This is a genomic window from Mycobacterium sp. P4_H6, assembly GCF_056400845.1.
The window spans coordinates 12578-31378 of sequence record NZ_JBFUKN010000021.1 but is presented as its reverse complement, the minus strand read 5'-3'; the positions used below and the strand labels follow the sequence as shown (position 1 = coordinate 31378).

The window sequence follows — 18801 nt, the reverse complement described above, 5'->3', positions numbered from 1 at the left end:
GATGGAGGACACCCATGTGTTTGGCGGTTCCAGGAAAGATCCTGAGTCTGGCCGACCGGGACGGCACCCTGATGTCACTTGTCGATTTCGGCGGCATCCAGAAGGACGTGTGCCTGCAGTACATCCCCGATGCGGCCGTCGGTGAGTATGTCGTCGTCCATGTCGGATTTGCGATCCAGCGCCTCGATGAGGAGTCCGCGAAAAGGACGCTGGCCGAATTCGAGCATCTCGGCGTGCTCAAGGAGGAGTTCGGTGACGGATTCGAGATCGCGGCAAGACAGGCGGGAGTGACGTCATGAAGTACCTGGATGAATTCAGCAACCCCGAGCTGGCCGGTAAGCTCGTCGAGCAGATCCGCACCGCCACCAGCCGACGCTGGTCGATCATGGAAGTCTGTGGCGGGCAGACACATTCGATCATTCGACACGGTATCGACCAGCTGCTTCCCGACGAGATCGAGATGATCCACGGCCCCGGCTGCCCGGTGTGCGTGACTCCGCTGGAGATGATCGACAAGGCGCTGGAGATCGCCGCCCGGCCCGAGGTGATCTTCTGCTCATTCGGCGACATGCTGCGGGTACCGGGCAGCGCAAAGGATTTGTTCCGAGTGAAGAGCGAGGGCGGTGACGTCCGGGTGGTGTACTCCCCGCTGGACGCGCTGACCGTCGCTCGCGAGAACCCCGATCGGCAGGTGGTGTTCTTCGGTATCGGATTCGAGACCACTGCACCCGCCAACGCCATGACGGTGTACCAGGCCGATCGGCTCGGCATCAAAAACTTCTCGCTACTGGTGTCACATGTGCTGGTTCCCCCCGCCATCGCCGCCATCATGGAATCGCCGACGTGCAGGGTGCAGGCGTTTCTCGCGGCCGGGCACGTCTGCTGCGTGATGGGCACCGGCGAGTACCCGGCGCTCACCGAGAAGTACCGGATCCCGATCGTGGTCACCGGGTTCGAGCCGCTGGACATCCTGGAAGGTATCCGGCGCACGGTGATCCAGCTGGAATCCGGTCGCCACGAACTGGAGAACGCCTATCCGCGCGCGGTGCAGTCCCAGGGCAATGTCGCCGCCCAGGCAATGCTGGCAGACGTCTTCGAGGTCACCGACCGCACGTGGCGCGGAATCGGCATGATTCCGCGCAGCGGTTGGCGCCTGGCGCCCGCCTACCGGGATTTCGATGCCGAGCACCGTTTCTCGGTCACCGGAATCCACACCGCCGAGTCGGCGATCTGCCAGTCCGGCAAGGTGTTACAGGGCCTCATCAAACCGCATGAGTGCGCGGCCTTCGGCCGCGAATGCACCCCGCGCAATCCCCTGGGCGCGACGATGGTCTCGTCCGAAGGGGCCTGTGCCGCGTACTACCTGTACCGGCGACTCGAGGTGACCCATGCCTGACCTGTCCATCGACCTCGAGTCGTGGGTGTGCCCGGCACCGCTGCGCGACGCACCGAACATCGTCATGGGGCACGGTGGCGGCGGAGCGATGTCGGCCGAGTTGATCGAGCACCTGTTCCTGCCGGCCTTCGGAACCGCCGCCGACGCCGCGATGGGTGACGCGGCGGTGATCGAGGTCGGCGGTACCCGGCTGGCATTCTCCACCGACTCGTTTGTCGTCAAGCCGCTGACGTTTCCCGGTGGAAGCATCGGGGACCTGGCGGTCAACGGGACCGTGAACRATCTCGCCATGGCGGGCGCGCGCCCGCTGGTCCTGTCGACGGCGTTCATCCTGGAGGAGGGCACCGCCCTGCAGGACATCGCCCACGTGGCGCACGCGCTCGGTACCGCCGCGCTGGCGGCCGGCGTGAAACTGGTGACCGGTGACACCAAGGTCGTCGACTCCGGCCACGGTGATGGCGTGTTCATCAACACTGCCGGGATCGGCATCGTCGACGACCGCGCCGATATCCGTCCGCAGCGTGCGGCGCCCGATGACGTGGTGATCATCAGCGGCGATATCGGCTTGCACGGGATAGCGGTGATGAGCTGCCGCGAAGGGCTGGCGTTCGCGACCACCGTGACCAGCGACACCGCGCCCCTGCACGGTCTGGTGGCAACCATGCTGGACACCGGCGCGGACCTGCACGTCCTGCGTGATCCGACACGCGGCGGGGTGGCCTCGACGCTGAACGAAATCGCGAAGGCCGCGCAGGTGGGCGTCGCACTCGATGAGCGCACCTTCCCGATCCCGGCTGACGTACGCGACGCCTGCGGGTTGCTCGGCCTGGATCCGCTGCAGGTGGCCAATGAGGGCAAGTTGCTGGCGTTCGTGCCGCCCGGCGATGCCGATCGGGTGCTGGCCGCAATGCGCGACCATCCGCTCGGCGCACGTGCCGCGGTGATAGGCCGCTGCGTGCCCGAGCATCCGGGCATCGTGGTCGCGCGGACCGCGCTCGGCGGCACCAGGGTGGTGGACCTGCCGGTCGGTGAGCAACTGCCCAGGATCTGCTGAATGACCACCACTCAGGTGCCGGCCGGACACGCGTTGTTCGCGCGGTACGCCTACCCACCGAACGAACTCGGCTACTGCGGCCCCACAGATCCGGCGGTGCTGCTGCGCGCCGACGACGCCGCCGCCATCAGCGCGCACGCAACGGGCTTCGATGGCGTCTGGCCGTACCTGCGGGCCATCGCCGACGCCGCGGGATGCGATGACCCACTCGACGAGGACGTCGTCCGCAGCTACTGGGTGGGAAGCGACCTGCTGCTCCGGGTCGATCCCGATGGACTGTTGCGCCGACTGCGCATCGCCTTCGGTGGCCAGGTCACCGGGCTGCTGCCGGACCTGACCGATCAGCGCGGTGTGCTGGCGCACCACAGCTTTCACGTTTTCGCCGTCTACCCGTGGGTGCGGTTCCTGGACCGTGACCCGGTCATCCCCCTTCGCGTCATGCAGAACTGCCGTATCCGCTGGGGAACGGTCGAATCCATCGCGGGTGAGCACGTGACGATCAGCTCACGACCCGTCGGTTACGGTGCGGGCAGGCTGGCTCTGGACAGCGCGCGTCCCGAACGGGTGCGGTGGACGAGGGACGGTACATCGCTATCGGGGGCACCCGAGCCCGGTGACATCGTCACCGCCCATTGGGACTGGGTGTGCGGCACACTCGACGACTCCGGCCGCCGGGCGCTGACGGCGGCCACGCAGTCGACGCTGGATCTGGTGAACACGATCATCGGGTCCGGATGACTCACCACTCGTCGCGCGGAACATCGAAGTCTGCGCACAATGCCCGCCACACGGTCCGTGGCTCGACCCCGGCCTCGATGGCCTGGGCGGCGGTGCGCCCGTCCAGCACGCTCAGCACGTGATCGACGAGCACCGACGCCCCGTAGGCGGCACCGAACAGACCGGTGACGCGTTCGTTGAACTCGGTGATGCGCACGCCGACAACCTACCGAGTCGCCGCCGGCGCGTCATGGCACACCCGTACCGGATCGGCCACCTCGCCCGCGCCGGCCCTGGCCCGGCCGGCGGCGGCGCGATAGGCAGGATCCGCCAGCACCGCGCCCACCGCGGCGGTCAGCGCCTCGGCCGTCAACGGCCGGATCAGCCTTCCACTTCCTTGCCGCACAACGCGATTGGCGATCTCCCATTGATCGCCCCCGCCGGGCACCGTCACCAGTGGCACACCGTGCAGCAGTGATTTGGCCACGATGCCGTGGCCTCCCCCGCACACCAGCACATCCGCCTTGTCCAGCAGTTCGTCCTGACGCCCGAGGCCGACGACCGCCCAGTGCGGCACCTCCATGTGCGCGCCGGCCAGCCGCGACACCGCCACCCGCAACCCGGCGGGCAATCCCCGCCCGGGCACCAGCGCCGTCAGCGCCAGTTCGGCCAGGCCGGTGGTACCGGTGCTCGCCGTCGACGGCGCCACCACCACCAGCGGCCCCGGCCCGGGTGGGGGTGTCAGCACCGCTTCGGTGGGCTCGAAGTGCAGCGGCCCGACGACGACGGCCTCGGCCGGCCAGTCCGGTCGGGGCACCTCGAGTGCGGGCAGAGTCGCGATCAGCCGCCGCAGCGGTCCCGGATCCCGCGYGGGCAACCCGATGCTCAGGCGCGCCGCGGCCCGGTCCCGGTCTCCGGCCCGGATGGAACGTGCGGTGAGTGCCCTCATCACCGCATCACGGGCCCGGCCACGCAGGCCGACGCCCGGCGCCAGCCCGCTGCCCAGCGGGGGCAATCCCTTCGACGGCAGGTACAGCGGGTGCGGGACGACCTCGATCCACGGCAGGCCGAGCAGTTCGGCGGTCATCCCGCCACAGGCGGTGATCACATCGGAGCACACGAGATCGACTGCCAGCGCTTGGATCACGGGTACGTTCAGGACCGCCATCCGGGCGGCCCGCTGATGGATCTTGGCCCCGGCATCGCCGTCGTCATCGCCGACCTCGAGGTCGAGACCCTCGAGCAGAACCGCGTCCACGCCGGCCGCCCGGGCGGTATCGAGCCACTTCCGGCCGGTCAGCAGCGTCGCGGTATCGCCGGCCGCCAGGAATTTCAGGCACAGCGCGATCGCCGGGAATGCATGTCCGGGATCGGGCCCGGCGACCACCGCGATTTTCATGAGAAGGCGACCCGCACGCGCTCACCCTGCCACAGCCCGAACGCTCTACCCTGTGGGGTATGACCGACCAGGTATCGCCCACCAGCACCGAAGCCGACAACATCGCGACGGTGGAGAAGTTTCTGTTCTCGCTGCGCGGACCCGATCTGGATACCGCCGGCGAACTGATCGACGAGAACCTCGTCTATCAGAACGTCGGATTCCCGACCATCCGGGGCAGGCAGCGCACCCTCAAGGTGTTCAAGTCGCTCGACCGGCCGGGCTTCGCCTTCGACGTGGCGATCCACCGCACCGCCGCCGACGGCGCCGTGGTCCTCAATGAGCGCACCGACGTGCTCGCGTTCGGCCCGGTCCGCCTGCAGTTCTGGGTGTGCGGGGTGTTCGAGGTGCACGACGGCCGCATCACGCTGTGGCGCGACTACTTCGACCAGTTCGACTTCGCCAAGGCGATCGTGCGAGGTCTGGTGGGAGCGGTCATCCCGTCGCTGCGCCCCACGCTGTGAGCAGGACCAAACCCAGCTTCTTCCAGCTGGTCGGCTACTGCCTGGGTAAGCGGCTGCCCGATTCGATGCTGGATTGGGTGCGCAACGACCTGGCCGGGCCGGGAGCCACCCGGCGGCTGATGCTGCGGGTGCTGATCCCGGCGGTGCTGATCCTCGCGCCGTTCTGGCTGATCCCGACGACGCTCTACGTGCACCTGAGCATGACGGTGCCGATCCTGATCCCGTTCGTCTACTTCTCGCATGCGCTGAACAAGATCTGGCGCCGGCACATGTTGCGGGTGCACGGCCTGGACCCGTCGCTGGTCGACGCGCTGGCCCGCAAGCGCGACGCCGCCAAGCACCAGTCCTATATCGATCGGTTCGGGCCCCGCCCGGATTCCGCGGAGCTGGGCACCCACGACATCTGACGTCTAGGCGCCGCGCAGCTGTCCCAACTCGCTGTAGGCCTGCGCCCAGCCCTGCAGCCGATCGGTCGCATTGACGAGCTCGTCGCGGTAGCGCCGGCCGGCCAGCGGATTGTTCGCACCCGCATTCACCGAGGACACCAACTGCGCTGCAGCGGTGACCATTTCGTCGTACTGGCGGGCGCCCTGGTGCAGCTGCACGGTGAACGCCTGGATGGTGGGTGTCAGATGGGCCCGCGACTGCGGGGACGCCGCGGCTGCCCGCTCCATCGCGACTACCTCGTTGGCGGTCACCGCCATGGTGGCGGCCGTCTGCCCGGCCGTGTCCGCGATCTCGCGCAGTTCCGCGGCGGGCAGCAGCCGGCCGCGTTCGAGCACACCCAGCAGCGAGAACAGGCCCCGTTCCGAGGACGCCAGGGCGGCCATCGGTTTACGGGCCGCCGACCCGAAGGGCGGCATCCGGCGGGCCGTCGGCCCGACCGGCAGTGGTTCGGCGCGCAGCCAGCGGTAGCGCAGGAACAGCAGCGTCGCCGGGAAGGCGGCGCCGGCGGCGATCACGCCGGTGACGATGAGTGCCCAGACCGGGGTGCTCCAGGACGCCAGCACCGCGGTGACCAGGATCCAGAACAGGCTGCTGACACCGAAGAACACTGCCAGCCGCAGCGCCCACCGCCGCTTGCGCAGCAACTTGGCGCGCGGATCGGCCAGGGCGGCGAGCTTCTGGGCGAGCACACCGGAGAACTCGGCAGCGGTGTCGATACCGCCCTGCACGCCACGCTCGGCCAGCGCTCGCCAGCCGCGCGGGCGCCCTGCTCTCGGATTCGTCGCCATGTCCAAACCTATTGCTGGAGGGGGTTTTCGGGTGCAGCGGCGGGCGGATTGGCGGCCGGCGTGGCGGGCGTGGCGGCCCCACCGGACGGCAGCGCGTCACCGCGCATGGACGCACGGATCTGCTCGAGGCGGGAGTGTCCGGCCATCTGCACACTGGCGGACTGGACTTCCATCATCCGGCCCTGCACCGAGTTCTGCGCCAGCTCGGTGGCGCCCATCGCGTTGGCGTAGCGACGTTCGATCTTCTCGCGCACCTCGTCGAGGTTGGGCGTGGTGCCCGGCGCGGCGATCTCGCTCATCGACCGCAGCGAGGCGCTGACCTGCTCCTGCATCTTGGCCTGCTCCAGCTGGCTGAGCAGCTTGGTGCGCTCGGCGATCTTCTGCTGCAGCACCATCGCGTTCTGCTCGACGGCCTTCTTGGCCTGTCCGGCGGCTTGCAGCGACTGGTCATGCAGGGACTTGAGGTCTTCGACACTCTGCTCGGCGGTCACCAGCTGGGCCGCGAACGCCTCGGCGGCGTTGGTGTATTCGGTGGCCTTGGCGGCGTCGCCGGTGCCGGCGGCCTGATCTGCCAGCGTCAGAGCCTGGCGGACATTGGCCTGCAGCTTCTCGATATCGGCGAGCTGACGGTTGAGCCGCATCTCCAGCTGACGCTGGTTGCCGATGACCTGGGCGGCCTGCTGGGTCAGCCCCTGATGCTGGCGCTGAGCATCCTCGATGGCCTGCTGAATCTGCACCTTCGGGTCGGCGTATTCGTCGACCTTCGAGCTGAACAGCGCCATGAGGTATTTCCACGCCTTGACGAACGGATTGGCCATGGGTTCATTCCGCCTTACATAAGTTCGAGTGTGCGCACTACTGCAGTGGGAACTTCTTTGGGTGCCAACCTATCGGTTCAGCACCCGGTCAGGCCACCGCCATGGACACAACCTGCGGAATCACGACCTTGGTGGTGGCGTCGATACCGGTGACGCCGCCCTCTTGTCGGGCCATCTGCTCACCGGCAGTGAAGAGCACGCGCGACATCGGGATGTCGAGGGCGTCGCAGATGGCGCTGAGCAGCTCGCTGGAGGCCTCTTTCCGGCCACGTTCCACTTCGGACAGGTAGCCCAGGCTGACCCGCGCGGAATCGGACACCTCACGCAGGGTGCGACCCTGAGTCGTCCGGGCTTCGCGCAGCACGTCGCCGATCACCTCGCGCATCAGTGTCGTCATACAAGGATCAACGCCACCGGGTGGCCGCTGGTTCCCGAATCCCTCAGGTTGCCGGGCGGGTCCGGGAGTCACGCGCCGCCGAGACGACGTAGTCCACCCCGGTGAGCACCGTCAGCAGCACCGCCAGCAACATGATCGCCATGGCCACGGTGAGCCAGGCACCCGATATCGGCAGGATGAACAGGCCGATCGCCACAGCCTGGACCAGCGTTTTCAGCTTGCCGCCCCGGCTGGCCGGGATGACTCCGTGCCGCAGCACCGCCAGCCGCAGCACGGTGACGCCGATCTCGCGCACCATGATGACCCCGGTGATCCACCAGGGCAGGTCGCCGAGCATCGACAGCCCGATCAGCGCGGACCCGATGAGCAGTTTGTCCGCGATCGGATCGGCGAGTTTCCCGAACTCGGTGACCATGCCGTAGGCCCGCGCCAGGGCCCCGTCGAAATGGTCGGTGATGACGGCCACCGCGAAGACCACGAAAGCGGTTGTTCGCCAGAATGTCTGATGACCGTCCCCGACGAACAGCGCCACCACGAACACCGGGACGAGCAGGAACCGGATGCCGGTCAACAGGTTGGCGACGTTCGCGACGGACGCCCGGGGCACCACTGGATCGGTATCTGATTGGCCCGGCACCGCAACAGAATATCGGTAGCGCGAACCGATACTCTCGCTGCTGTGAGCGAGGTGGTTGAACAGGTGACGGTTCGTCGTGCCAATACGTCCGATGTGCCGGCCATCAAGGCGCTCGTGGACATCTATGCGGGCAAGATTCTGCTGGAAAAGAACCTGGTCACGCTGTACGAGGCGGTCCAGGAGTTCTGGGTGGCCGAGCTGGCCGGCGAGATCGTCGGCTGCGGGGCGTTGCACGTGCTGTGGGCCGATCTCGGCGAGGTGCGCACCGTGGCGGTCAATCCCAAGGTGCGCGGACACGGTGTCGGTTACCGCGTGGTGGCCCAGCTGCTGAAGGTCGCGCGGGATCTGCACCTGCGCCGGATCTTCGTGCTGACCTTCGAGACCGACTTCTTCGGCAGGCATGGCTTCACCGAGATCGAGGGCACCCCGGTCACCGCGGAGGTCTACGAGGAGATGTGCCGGTCCTATGACACCGGTGTGGCCGAGTTCCTGGACCTCTCCTACGTGAAGCCCAACATTCTCGGCAACTCCCGGATGCTGCTCACCCTCCCGGCGCACCAGACCTAAAAGTCGTCGTCCTCCGCGTCGGCGCCGTTGGCGTCCGCGCCGCCGCGGATGAGCGCCAGGGTGCCCGCCAGTTCGTCGGGCTTGACCAGCACCTCGCGCGCCTTGGAGCCCTCCGACGGCCCGACGATCTGGCGGGTCTCCATCAGGTCCATCAGCCGGCCCGCCTTGGCGAAGCCGACCCGCAGCTTGCGCTGCAGCATCGAGGTGGACCCGAACTGGCTCGAGACCACCAGCTCGACGGCCTGCAGGAAGACATCCATGTCGTCGCCGATGTCGGGATCCACGTCGGTACGTTCGCCGGTCGGCTTGGCCTTGGTGACACCCTCGACGAACTCGGGTTCGGCCTGCGCCTTGGTGGCCTCGACGACGGCCTGGATCTCCTCGTCGGTGATGAACGCGCCCTGCATGCGCTGTGGCTTGTTCGCACCCATCGGCAGGAACAGCCCGTCGCCCATACCGATGAGCTTCTCGGCACCGGGCTGGTCCAGGATGACGCGCGAATCGGTCAGCGACGAGGTGGCGAACGCCAGCCGCGAGGGCACATTCGTCTTGATCAGACCGGTGACGACATCGACCGAGGGCCGCTGGGTGGCCAGCACCAGGTGGATACCGGCGGCACGGGCCTTCTGGGTGATCCGCACGATGGACTCCTCGACTTCGCGCGGAGCCGTCATCATCAGATCGGCGAGCTCGTCGACGATCGCCAGGATGTAGGGGTAGGGCTTGTAGACCCGCTCGCTGCCCAGCGGTGTGGTGATCTCCCCTGAGCGCACCTTCTCGTTGAACACGTCGATATGACGCACCCGCGAGGCCTGCATGTCCTGGTAGCGCTGTTCCATCTCCTCGACCAGCCAGGCCAGCGCCGCGGCGGCCTTCTTGGGTTGGGTGATGATCGGTGTGATCAGGTGCGGAATGCCTTCATACGGCGTCAGTTCCACCATCTTCGGGTCGATGAGGATCATCCGGACCTCTTCGGGGGTGGCCCGCGCCAGCAGAGACACCAGCATCGAGTTCACGAAGCTGGACTTACCCGAGCCGGTGGAACCGGCCACCAGCAGGTGCGGCATCTTCGCCAGGTTGGCCTTGACGTACTCGCCCTCGATGTCCTTGCCGAGCCCGATCACCAGCGGGTGGTGATCGGCCCGTGTCGTCGGCGCGGTCAGCACGTCGGCCAGGCGCACCATCTCGCGGTCGGTGTTGGGCACCTCGATGCCGACCGCCGATTTACCGGGGATGGGCGCCAGCATGCGGACGCTCTCGGTGGCCACCGCGTAGGCGATATTGCGGTGCAGGGCAGTGATCTTCTCGACCTTGACGCCGGGACCGAGTTCGACCTCGTAGCGGGTGACGGTCGGCCCGCGGAGGCAACCGGTGACGGCGGCGTCGACCTTGAACTGCTGCAGCACCGAGGTGATGGCGTCCTTCATGGTCTCGTTGGCGGCGGTGAGCGTCTTCGGCGGATCACCGGCGACCAACAGCCCCAGCGACGGCAGCACGTAGGGGCCCTCGACCACCCGGTCCATGACCAGGGTCTCCTCGGCCTTCTTCGGCTTCTTCGGCGGGTCGGCCTTGGGCTTACGCGGTTTGGCCGCAACGGGTTCCGGGATGGTCGGGGTGTCCGCCACCTCGGGCAGCGGGTAGTTGTCCAGCGGCGAACCGGCGGGCAGCTCGGGGGTCGGCCATTGCTGGGCGTCACCGTAGTCATCGTCGTAGTAGCCGTCGGAGAAGTCCTCGGTGGCGGCCTCGTCGTCGTATTCGGCGTTCTCGTCGTCATACTCGTCGTCGTAATCGTCGTATCCGCGAGTGCTGAACATCGAGCGCAACGCCTCGGGCAGTTCGCGGATGGTCGTTCCGGTCAGCAGCAGCAGACCGAACAGCACGCCGATGACGAGCAGCGGGGTGGCAATCCACACCGTCAGCCCGTCCGAGAGCGGCCCGCCCAGGACGAAGCCGATGAAGCCGGCGGCATCGCGCCGCGCCGCCGGATCGAGCGGGGCGCCGGACCAGATATGCCACAGACCGAGCACCGGCAGAGCGATCATCGCCGTGCCCAGGATGAGCCTCGGCCGGGCGTCGAGATCGGGTTCGGTGCGCATCAGCGTCACGGCGATGACGCCCAGGATGATCGGCACCAGCACCACCGCACCACCGATGACGGTGCGCACGACGGTGTCGATCCAGCCGCCGACCGGTCGCGCCGCGTCGAACCATGAACTCGCGGCGACGACGACGGCGATGCCGAGCAGCGCCAGCGCTATCCCGTCGCGACGGTGGCCGGGTTCCAGGTCGCGGGCGCGGCCGACGGAGCGGGCGGTGGAACCGGCGCCCTTGGCCACCATCAGCCAGCCGGCGCGGGTGCCTCGGCCCACTGCGGAGCCCGCGGAGGCGAAGCGCGAGGTTTGACGTCGGGGCGCCGGCTTGCGGCGAGGAGCCGCCGGGCGGGCCGGCTTCGATCCGGTCCGCGAGCTGGAACTGGCCTTTGACCTGCTCGAACGGGCTCCGGACCGGGCGGCGGTCTTATTAGCCATGGGTGTCAGCCTAGTCGCTTGCGCCCCAATTTCACCATCTGCCACACGGGTCACAGAAGTGCATCAATATGCCCGATTTCGGCCTAACCTGCCCGAATGACCACAGTCAGCAAGATCCGATGCGGGATCTACGCCGTAATCGCCGTGATCGCGCTGGTCGCGACCTGGAGTCAGAACATCGCCTACCTGGACTCCCCCGCCACCTTCCTCGGCGACTTCCTGACTGATCTGAAGGTCAACGCCGGGACCCGCTCCATCACCGTGGACATACTGCTGTTGTTTCTCGCCGTGAGCATCCTGATGGTGATCGAGGCACGCAAGCACGGCATCCCGTTTGTCTGGGCGTATGTCGCCGGCGGCCTACTGATAGCCATCAGTGTCACCTTCCCGCTGTTCCTCATCGCCCGCGAACTCCGGACCGGTGGCACCTACCCGGATCAACTGACCGCGATCGACAAGGTGCTGCTGGTCGCCGTCGCCGTGGGCGTGCTGGGTGCGACCGTCTGGGTGAACGTGCTGTAACACGCGACAACGAAATCCGCAGCCTGCTTTCATGCCCACGAACTGGTGCGAAAGAAACGTAATCAGGGTCACGGTCGCCGGCGCCGACGGATTCCGCAACCGTCGGTACCGTGGAGCCGGTGACCCCTCCGAACGCGCCTCAGCAAGACGTTAAATCTTTGTTACACACAGTCTTTCGCTATGACGTCCCGGCCTCGCTGGTGGTGTTTCTGGTGGCCCTGCCCCTGTCCATCGGTATCGCGGTCGCCTCGGGGGCGCCGGTGGTGGCGGGCCTGATCGCCGCGATCGTCGGCGGCATCGTCTGCGCCGTCGTCGGCGGATCCCCGTTGCAGGTCAGCGGGCCGGCAGCCGGCCTCACTGTGGTCGTCGCCGAGCTGGTGGTCACCTTCGGATGGAAGGCCACCTGCGCGATCACCGCGGCCGCGGGCGTGCTGCAGATCCTGTTCGGGCTGAGTCGCGTCGCCCGCGCCGCGCTGGCCATCGCCCCGATCGTCGTGCACGCGATGCTGGCGGGCATCGGTATCACCATCGCCCTGCAGCAGGTACACGTGCTGCTCGGCGGCGGCCCGGCCAGCAATGCCTGGCAGAACCTCACCGGACTGCCCGCTCAGCTGGGCTCACTGCACGTGGCGCCGATGATCATCGGTGTCACCGTCATCGCCATCATGCTGGGCTGGAAGTACCTGCCCAAGCCGGTGCAGGCCGTGCCCGGCGCGCTGGCCGCCGTGGTCACCGCGACCGCGATGTCCTACCTCTGGTTCTCCTCGGTCGAACGCATCCAGCTGGACGCCTCGGTGATCGACGCCATCGGCCTGCCCACGATGCCGACGGGCAGCTGGACCTCCATCTCCGTGGCCGTGCTGACCGTCGCGCTGATCGCCAGCGTCGAGAGCCTGCTGTCGGCGACCGCGGTGGACAAGATGCACACCGGTGCGCGCACCGATTTCAATCGCGAACTCCTCGGCCAGGGCACCGCCAACGTCTCGTCCGGCCTGCTGGGCGGACTCCCGGTCACCGGTGTGATCGTGCGCAGCACCGCCAACGTCGGGGCCGGGGCGAAGACACGGGCATCGGCGGCCCTGCACGGCGTCTGGCTACTGATCTTCTCGGTGTTCTTCGTCAACGTGGTGGAGATGATCCCGTCGGCCGCGCTGGCCGGCCTGCTCATCGTCATCGGTATCCAGTTGGTCAAGCTCGCGCACGTCAACCTGGCGCGGCGCACCGGCGAACTGCTGATCTACCTCGTCACGCTGCTGTCGGTGGTGTTCCTCAACCTGCTCGAGGGGGTGGCGATCGGTCTGGCCCTCGCCATCGGTTTCGCCGCCTGGCGCATCATCCGGGTCAGCATCGACGCCGAGGAACTGCGCGCACCCAACGGCAGGCAGGCACGCTGGCAGGTCACGATCAGCGGCTCCTGCAGTTTCCTCGCACTGCCGCGACTGTCGGCCGCGCTGGCCAGCGTGCCCGACGGCGCCGATGTCCTGATCGATCTGAATGTCGACTACCTCGACCACGCCGCCATGGAGACCCTCGAAGACTGGATCCGCCAGCATCGGGCCGGCGGCGCGACCATCGATATCACCGAGACCGGTACGGCCCGAATGATCTTCGCGTCCAGCTCACCACCGCGTCGCGATACCGAGGGCCGCCGCGCGGTCTCGGCGTTGCGGCTGATCTGGCCACCGCAGCTGGCAGGCGGAGTAGAACGCTTCAAGAACGGAATCGCGCCCCTGGTGCGGGGGCAGATGGCCGAGATGGCGGCCGATCACCAACCACACTCGATGCTGCTGAGCTGTTCCGATGCGCGCATCCTGCCCAACCTGATTCTCGACGGCGGCCCGGGCGACGTGCTCAACGTCCGCAATGTCGGCAACCTGGTACCCACCGGCCACGGCAGCCTGTCGGTCGAGTCGGCGCTGGAATACGCCCTCGGCCCGCTGGCGGTGACATCGATCGTGGTCTGCGGCCACTCGGGGTGCGAGGCGATGCACGACCTGCTCAGCGGTGACTGCGACGGCGCCGTCCGGGAGTGGCTGCACGAAGGCGACGCCAGCCTGACGGCGCTGCGCGAGGGCCACCCCGTTGCCGCGGCCGCCCGCGACGCCGGACTGGAGGAGGCAGACGCCCTCAGTGCGGTGAACGTGGCGATCCAGCTGGAACGATTGCAGCGGCATCCACTGGCGGGACCCCGCATCGCCGATGGAACGGTGACGGTCGTGGGCCTGTTCCTCGACCTGCCCACCGCGCGGCTCTTCCACGTGAGCGCCGATGCGTTCGTCGAATTCACCTCCGCCGAGGACCTCGAGCCGGCCGAACCCCGGTAACCCGTGAGGGCCCCGGCGGCAGACAGTACGGTGACTGTGTTCAGTCAGACTCATCGAGGAGCTCCTGTATGCCTGTTGTCGTCGTCGCCACCATGACCGCCAAGCCCGAGTCCGTGGACCTCGTCCGCGCGGCCTGTACCGATGCCATCGCCGAGGTGCACGGCGAGCCGGGCTGCGAGCTGTACTCGCTGCACGAGGCCGACGGCACCTTCGTGTTCGTCGAACAGTGGGCCGACGCCGACGCACTCAAGACGCACAGCACCGCGCCCGCCATCGGCAAGCTGTTCGGCGCGGTGGGTGAACACCTCGACGGCGCGCCCGACATCAAGATGCTGACGCCGGTTGTCGCCGGGGATCCCGCCAAGGGTCAGCTGCGCGGCTAGTCGCGGACATGGGATCCCTATCCGGCAAGGTCGCGTTCATCACCGGGGCGGCGCGCGGCCAGGGTCGCGCGCACGCCGTGACGCTGGCATCCGAGGGCGCCGACATCATCGCCGTGGATCTGTGCGACCAGATCGCCTCGGTGCCCTACCCGTTGGCGAGCCCCGATGACCTCGCGGCCACGGTCAAACTCGTCGAGGAAACGGGGGCGCGTATCTATGCCACTGAAGCCGATGTCCGCGAACGTGATTCGCTCAAGAGCGCGCTACGTGCCGGAACCGAGCTACTCGGGGACCGTCTGGACATCGTCATCGCCAACGCCGGGATCGCCCCGATGGCCGGTGAGGACGCCTGGCAGGACGTGATCGATGTGAACCTCACCGGCGTCTACAACACCGTGGATGTGGCGATGAAACCGATGGTGAAGTTCGGCAACGGTGGTTCGATCGTGCTGACCAGTTCGGTGGCCGGACTGGTCGGGCTGGGCTCCCCCATCGCGGGCTCGGTCGGCTACGCCGCCGCCAAGCACGGCATCGTCGGCCTGATGCGGGTGTATGCGAATGTGCTGGCACAGTTCAACATCCGGGTGAATTCGATCCACCCTGCCGGTGTGGACACCCCGATGATCGACAACGACTTCACCCGCAGCTGGCTCGAAGGCATGGCCCAGCAGTCCCAGCGCGGGCCGGACATGTCCAACGCCCTGCCGGTGCAGACGCTGAAGGTCGAGGACATCGCCAATGCGGTGCTCTGGCTGGTCACCGATGCCTCCCGTTACGTCACCGGGGTCGCGCTGCCGCTGGACGCCGGGTACGTGAACAAACGCTAGTGGCATCGAACCCGGCTGCGCAGACGGCCTTCGGGCCGATGGTGCTGGCTGCCGTCGAACACAACGAGGCACCCGGCCGGCGGCTGGTCGACGACGATCTGGCCGAATCGTTCCTGCCCGCCGGGCTGCGTACCCTGGTGCGGCTGACCCGGTCCGGTCCGCTGCGTGCGGCGATGATCGCGGCCTCCGAACGCGCCGGTCCGGGTCTGTGGGCCGGCATCGCCTGCCGCAAGCGGTTCATCGACGACAAGGTGTCCGACCCGGCCAGTGAGATCGACACCGTCGTCATCCTCGGGTCGGGGCTGGACACCCGGCCGTACCGGATCGCCCGGTACAGCGATCTGCCCGTCTACGAGGTCGATCAGCCCGTCAACATCGAACGCAAGACCGCCGCGGTGCAACGCGCCCTGGGCGGCATACCCGCATCGGTGCATCTGGCGGGCGTGGATTTCGAGCGTGACGATGTGATGACCGTGCTGGCCGACAACGGGTTTCGCGACACCGGGCGGTCGCTGTTCATCTGGGAAGGCGTCACCCAGTACCTCACCCCGGAAGCGGTACACGGCACGTTCGAACAGCTGCGGTCCGTCGTGCCGGGCAGCCGTCTGGTCTTCACCTACGTGCGGCAGGACTTCATCGACGGCACGAATCTCCATGGCGCCGAAGCGGTCTACCGGAAGTTCCGGAAGCGCCGGCAGGTCTGGAAGACCGGGATGGAACCCGAACGTGTCGAGGAGATCCTGCGCGGCTACGGCTGGCGGGTGGTCGAACAGGTCGGCCCCAGTTACTACCGGGATCTCTACATCCGGCCCACGGGGCGCACGATCAGCGCCTCGCCCATCGAATGGACCGCTGTGGCGGTGCGTTCGGACTAGATCTCGATGACGGTCGGCACGATCATCGGCTGGCGCCGGTAGGTCTCGCCCACCCACTTGCCGACGGTGCGCCGCACCGCCTGTGCGATCCGCGCCGGATCGGTGACCTGATCTGCGGCAAGGCGTTCCAGCTCTGCCTCCACCTTGACGGCCACCGGTTCCAGTGCCTTGGGGTCCTCGGAGAACCCGCGTGAGTGCAGGTGGGCGGGACCGGCCGACTTGCCGGTGCCCCTGCGGACGATCACCGTGATGGCCACGAAGCCCGAGGACAGCGTGAGCCGTTCGCCGAGAGTGGACTCACCGACATCACCGGTGACGAGTCCGTCGACGAACATCTTGCCCACCGGCACGGCGCCGGCGATCGAGGCCACCCCGTTCACCAGGTCGACGCTGACACCGTTCTCGGCGAGCACCACGTTCTCCGGTGGGACACCCGTCCGCACCGCGAGTGCGGCGTTCGCGCGCAGATGGCGCCAGGTGCCGTGCACCGGCATCACGTTGCGGGGACGGACCCCGTTGTAGAGGAAGAGCAGTTCACCGGCATAGGCATGTCCCGAAACATGCACGCGCGCTTGGGCATTGGTAACGACCCGGGCACCGACCTTGGACAGCGCGTCGATGACACCGAACACCGCTTCCTCGTTGCCGGGGATCAGCGACGAGGACAGGATGATCAGATCGCCTGCGGTCAAGGTGATACTGCGATGCTCGCCGCGGGACATCCGCGACAATGCCGCCATCGGCTCACCCTGGGTGCCGGTGGTGATCAGCACCAGCTGGTCCGCCGGCATCATCTCCGCGGCGGCGATATCCAGGATGTCCTCGTCGGCGACCTTCAGGAAGCCCAGTTCGCGGGCGATGCCCATGTTGCGCACCATGGACCGGCCGACGAAGGAGACCCGCCGTCCGAGTGCCACGGCGGCGTCGACGATCTGCTGCACGCGATCCACATTGGAGGCGAAGCACGCCACGATGACGCGGCCGTCGGCACCGCGGATCAGCCGGTGCAGGGTCGGTCCGACCTCGCTCTCGGACGGGCTGACACCGGGATGCTCGGCGTTGGTCGAGTCGCAGAGGAACAGGTCCACCCCGGCGTCGCCGAGTCGCGACATCCCGGGCAGATCGGTGGGCCGGCCATCGGGCGGCGACTGGTCGAGTTTGATGTCACCGGTGTGCAGGACGGTGCCTGCGCCGGTGTGCACCGCGATCGCGAGGGCGTCCGGGATGGAGTGGTTCACCGCGAAGTACTGGCATTCGAACACCCCGTGGGTGCTGCGCTCGCCTTCGGCGACGGTGACGAACTTGGGCTTGATGCGGTGTTCGCGGCACTTCTCGGCGACCAGCGCGAGCGTGAAGCGGGACCCGACGACCGGGATGTCGGCGCGCAGCTTCAACAGGTGCGGAATGGCGCCGATATGGTCCTCGTGGGCGTGGGTGAGCACCAGCGCCTCGATATCGTCCAGGCGGTTCTCGACATGACGCAGATCCGGCAAAATCAGGTCGACGCCCGGCTCATCGTGGCCGGGAAACAGCACACCGCAGTCGATGATGAGCAGCCGGCCCAGATGCTCGAAAACCGTCATGTTGCGGCCGATTTCGCTGATCCCGCCCAGTGCGGTCACCCGCAGACCGCCGGGGGCCAGCGGCCCCGGAGCTGCCAGGTCGGTGCTCACAGCACGCCGGCCGACCGCATGTCGGCGGCCAGTTCTTCGATCTCGGACGGGGTGGCCGGGATCTGCGGTAACCGCGGATCGCCGGCGTCGATGCCGAGCAAGCGAAGCCCTTCCTTGGACATGGTGACGCCTCCGAGCCGGCACTGCGCGTAGTACAGCGGGCCGAGGGTGGTATTGATCTTGCGGGCGGTGGCGACATCACCGGAATTGAACGCCGACCACATTTCCCGCAGTTGCCCGGCGGCCACATGGCCCCAGACGCTGATGAAACCGGCTGCGCCCATCGCCAGCCAGGGCAGGTTGAGCGCATCGTCACCGGAGTAGTAGGCAATGCCGGTCTCGGCCATCAACTGGCCGGCGCCGTGCAGGTCGCCCTTCGCATCCTTGACCGCCACGATGTTCGGATGCTCCGACAGGGTCCGCAGGGTGTCCCAGTCGATCGGGATGATCGAGCGCGGCGGGATGTCGTAGAGCACCACGGGGAGCTCGGTGGCGTCGGCGACCGCGGTGAAGTGGGCCTCCAGGCCGCGTTGCGACGGACGCGAGTAGTACGGGGTGACGACCAGCAGACCGTGCGCGCCGGCGGCGGCGCTGGCCTTGGCCAGGTGCACGCTGTGCGCGGTGTCGTAGCTGCCGGCCCCGGCGATGATGCGGGCGCGGTCACCCACCGCTTCCAGAACGGCCTCGAGCAGCGCGATCTTCTCGTCATCGTTGGTGGTGGGCGATTCCCCGGTGGTCCCGGAGATCACCAGTCCGTCGCAGCCCGAGTTGACCAGATGCTTCGCTACCTTCTTGGCAGCAGCCAGATCAACCGAGCCGTCCGGGCCGAACGGCGTCACCATGGCAGTCAGCACGCTGCCCAAGCGCGCGCTCACGTCGATTCCACCGGTGCTCACGGGCGTCAGATTACCCGGTAGTACCAGTGGTTTATGCATCGCCGCCGCAC

The 18801-nt window shown here is 67.6% G+C and carries 21 protein-coding genes; 12 read left to right on the top strand and 9 right to left on the bottom strand.

Translation table 11 applies throughout. The features are described 5' to 3' along the window. The first annotated feature begins 14 nt into the window (after positions 1–14). The 4 genes from AC1DTF_RS11285 to AC1DTF_RS11270 are packed head-to-tail and all read left to right on the top strand — an operon-like array spanning position 15 to position 3188. A complete protein-coding gene (locus tag AC1DTF_RS11285; protein ID WP_057168754.1) occupies positions 15–299 on the top strand; it encodes a HypC/HybG/HupF family hydrogenase formation chaperone in 285 nt (94 codons plus the stop codon). Continuing rightward, complete coding sequence (gene hypD, locus AC1DTF_RS11280; RefSeq protein ID WP_477474123.1) at positions 296–1396, top strand: hydrogenase formation protein HypD; 1101 nt, start codon at positions 296–298, stop codon at positions 1394–1396. The genes AC1DTF_RS11285 and hypD overlap by 4 nt, the downstream gene beginning before the upstream one ends. Beyond that, positions 1389–2450: a hydrogenase expression/formation protein HypE gene (gene hypE, locus AC1DTF_RS11275; protein ID WP_477474122.1), complete on the top strand. Its 1062-nt coding sequence runs from the start codon at positions 1389–1391 to the stop codon at positions 2448–2450. Before hypD ends, hypE begins: the two co-directional genes overlap by 8 nt. Then, the gene (locus AC1DTF_RS11270) at positions 2451–3188 is read left to right on the top strand and encodes a DUF6390 family protein (protein WP_057168751.1); all 738 of its coding nucleotides are present in this window, start codon (positions 2451–2453) and stop codon (positions 3186–3188) included. It abuts the gene before it with no gap. 1 nt (position 3189) lies between these two features. On the opposite strand, the gene AC1DTF_RS11265 is transcribed toward AC1DTF_RS11270, so the two are convergent. Further along, positions 3190–3384: a DUF3046 domain-containing protein gene (locus AC1DTF_RS11265; protein ID WP_057168750.1), complete on the bottom strand. Its 195-nt coding sequence runs from the start codon at positions 3382–3384 to the stop codon at positions 3190–3192. A gap of 9 nt (positions 3385–3393) precedes the next feature. Further along, positions 3394–4566, bottom strand: coding sequence for a glycosyltransferase (locus AC1DTF_RS11260; protein WP_477474121.1), 1173 nt, complete (start codon positions 4564–4566; stop codon positions 3394–3396). Between the two features lie 59 nt (positions 4567–4625). Between AC1DTF_RS11260 and AC1DTF_RS11255 the strand changes: the two genes are divergently transcribed. Next, on the top strand, positions 4626–5069 hold the full coding sequence (locus tag AC1DTF_RS11255) for a limonene-1,2-epoxide hydrolase family protein (RefSeq protein ID WP_057168748.1): 444 nt from the start codon (positions 4626–4628) through the stop codon (positions 5067–5069). Next, entirely contained in the window at positions 5066–5476 is a 411-nt protein-coding gene (locus AC1DTF_RS11250) for a DUF5313 domain-containing protein (protein ID WP_057168747.1), read from the top strand. The genes AC1DTF_RS11255 and AC1DTF_RS11250 overlap by 4 nt, the downstream gene beginning before the upstream one ends. 3 nt (positions 5477–5479) lie before the next feature. On the opposite strand, the gene pspM is transcribed toward AC1DTF_RS11250, so the two are convergent. The 4 genes from pspM to pgsA all read right to left on the bottom strand — a co-directional run bounded on the left by pspM (position 5480) and on the right by pgsA (position 8156). Next, complete coding sequence (pspM, locus tag AC1DTF_RS11245) at positions 5480–6304, bottom strand: phage shock envelope stress response protein PspM (RefSeq protein ID WP_057168746.1); 825 nt, start codon at positions 6302–6304, stop codon at positions 5480–5482. A gap of 8 nt (positions 6305–6312) precedes the next feature. Continuing rightward, entirely contained in the window at positions 6313–7122 is an 810-nt protein-coding gene (gene pspA / locus AC1DTF_RS11240) for a phage shock protein PspA (protein WP_477474120.1), read from the bottom strand. An 88-nt stretch (positions 7123–7210) separates the two neighbouring features. After that, a complete protein-coding gene (clgR, locus tag AC1DTF_RS11235) occupies positions 7211–7519 on the bottom strand; it encodes a transcriptional regulator ClgR (RefSeq protein WP_057168744.1) in 309 nt (102 codons plus the stop codon). A 43-nt stretch (positions 7520–7562) separates the two neighbouring features. Next, on the bottom strand, positions 7563–8156 hold the full coding sequence (gene pgsA / locus AC1DTF_RS11230) for a CDP-diacylglycerol--glycerol-3-phosphate 3-phosphatidyltransferase (protein WP_477474119.1): 594 nt from the start codon (positions 8154–8156) through the stop codon (positions 7563–7565). A 42-nt stretch (positions 8157–8198) separates the two neighbouring features. On the opposite strand from pgsA, the gene AC1DTF_RS11225 reads away from it, so the two are divergent. Next, positions 8199–8723, top strand: coding sequence for an amino-acid N-acetyltransferase (locus AC1DTF_RS11225; protein WP_057168742.1), 525 nt, complete (start codon positions 8199–8201; stop codon positions 8721–8723). On the opposite strand, the gene AC1DTF_RS11220 is transcribed toward AC1DTF_RS11225, so the two are convergent. Next, positions 8720–11251: an FtsK/SpoIIIE family DNA translocase gene (locus AC1DTF_RS11220; protein ID WP_477474118.1), complete on the bottom strand. Its 2532-nt coding sequence runs from the start codon at positions 11249–11251 to the stop codon at positions 8720–8722. The genes AC1DTF_RS11225 and AC1DTF_RS11220 overlap by 4 nt on opposite strands. Positions 11252–11347: 96 nt before the next feature. On the opposite strand from AC1DTF_RS11220, the gene AC1DTF_RS11215 reads away from it, so the two are divergent. The 5 genes from AC1DTF_RS11215 (at position 11348) to AC1DTF_RS11195 (ending at position 16182) form a co-directional block, all read left to right on the top strand. Next, a complete protein-coding gene (locus AC1DTF_RS11215) occupies positions 11348–11773 on the top strand; it encodes a DUF2834 domain-containing protein (RefSeq protein ID WP_477474117.1) in 426 nt (141 codons plus the stop codon). Positions 11774–11883: 110 nt separating this feature from the next. After that, a complete protein-coding gene (locus tag AC1DTF_RS11210; protein WP_477474116.1) occupies positions 11884–14097 on the top strand; it encodes a SulP family inorganic anion transporter in 2214 nt (737 codons plus the stop codon). Between the two features lie 68 nt (positions 14098–14165). Continuing rightward, entirely contained in the window at positions 14166–14480 is a 315-nt protein-coding gene (locus AC1DTF_RS11205) for a putative quinol monooxygenase (RefSeq protein WP_057168738.1), read from the top strand. Between the two features lie 8 nt (positions 14481–14488). Beyond that, positions 14489–15307, top strand: coding sequence for a mycofactocin-coupled SDR family oxidoreductase (locus AC1DTF_RS11200; protein WP_057168737.1), 819 nt, complete (start codon positions 14489–14491; stop codon positions 15305–15307). Beyond that, positions 15307–16182, top strand: coding sequence for an SAM-dependent methyltransferase (locus AC1DTF_RS11195; RefSeq protein ID WP_477474115.1), 876 nt, complete (start codon positions 15307–15309; stop codon positions 16180–16182). The genes AC1DTF_RS11200 and AC1DTF_RS11195 overlap by 1 nt, the downstream gene beginning before the upstream one ends. On the opposite strand, the gene AC1DTF_RS11190 is transcribed toward AC1DTF_RS11195, so the two are convergent. Both AC1DTF_RS11190 and dapA read right to left on the bottom strand, forming a co-directional pair. Continuing rightward, positions 16179–17855: a ribonuclease J gene (locus AC1DTF_RS11190; protein ID WP_057168735.1), complete on the bottom strand. Its 1677-nt coding sequence runs from the start codon at positions 17853–17855 to the stop codon at positions 16179–16181. The two genes, AC1DTF_RS11195 and AC1DTF_RS11190, sit on opposite strands and share 4 nt — an antisense overlap. Then, complete coding sequence (dapA, locus tag AC1DTF_RS11185; protein ID WP_477474114.1) at positions 17852–18751, bottom strand: 4-hydroxy-tetrahydrodipicolinate synthase; 900 nt, start codon at positions 18749–18751, stop codon at positions 17852–17854. Before dapA ends, AC1DTF_RS11190 begins: the two co-directional genes overlap by 4 nt. Positions 18752–18801: the final 50 nt, after the last annotated feature.

Excerpts from the sequence above, each read along its gene's own strand:
- AC1DTF_RS11200 (WP_057168737.1), top strand. The coding sequence starts at position 14,489 with ATGGGATCCCTATCCGGCAAGGTCGCGTTCATCACCGGGGCGGCGCGC.
- AC1DTF_RS11215 (WP_477474117.1), top strand. The coding sequence starts at position 11,348 with ATGACCACAGTCAGCAAGATCCGATGCGGGATCTACGCCGTAATCGCC.
- pspA (WP_477474120.1), bottom strand. The coding sequence starts at position 7,122 with ATGGCCAATCCGTTCGTCAAGGCGTGGAAATACCTCATGGCGCTGTTC.
- AC1DTF_RS11255 (WP_057168748.1), top strand. The coding sequence starts at position 4,626 with ATGACCGACCAGGTATCGCCCACCAGCACCGAAGCCGACAACATCGCG.
- pspM (WP_057168746.1), bottom strand. The coding sequence starts at position 6,304 with ATGGCGACGAATCCGAGAGCAGGGCGCCCGCGCGGCTGGCGAGCGCTG.
- AC1DTF_RS11205 (WP_057168738.1), top strand. The coding sequence starts at position 14,166 with ATGCCTGTTGTCGTCGTCGCCACCATGACCGCCAAGCCCGAGTCCGTG.
- AC1DTF_RS11220 (WP_477474118.1), bottom strand. The coding sequence starts at position 11,251 with ATGGCTAATAAGACCGCCGCCCGGTCCGGAGCCCGTTCGAGCAGGTCA.
- AC1DTF_RS11270 (WP_057168751.1), top strand. The coding sequence starts at position 2,451 with ATGACCACCACTCAGGTGCCGGCCGGACACGCGTTGTTCGCGCGGTAC.
- AC1DTF_RS11285 (WP_057168754.1), top strand. The coding sequence starts at position 15 with ATGTGTTTGGCGGTTCCAGGAAAGATCCTGAGTCTGGCCGACCGGGAC.
- clgR (WP_057168744.1), bottom strand. The coding sequence starts at position 7,519 with ATGACGACACTGATGCGCGAGGTGATCGGCGACGTGCTGCGCGAAGCC.
- hypD (WP_477474123.1), top strand. The coding sequence starts at position 296 with ATGAAGTACCTGGATGAATTCAGCAACCCCGAGCTGGCCGGTAAGCTC.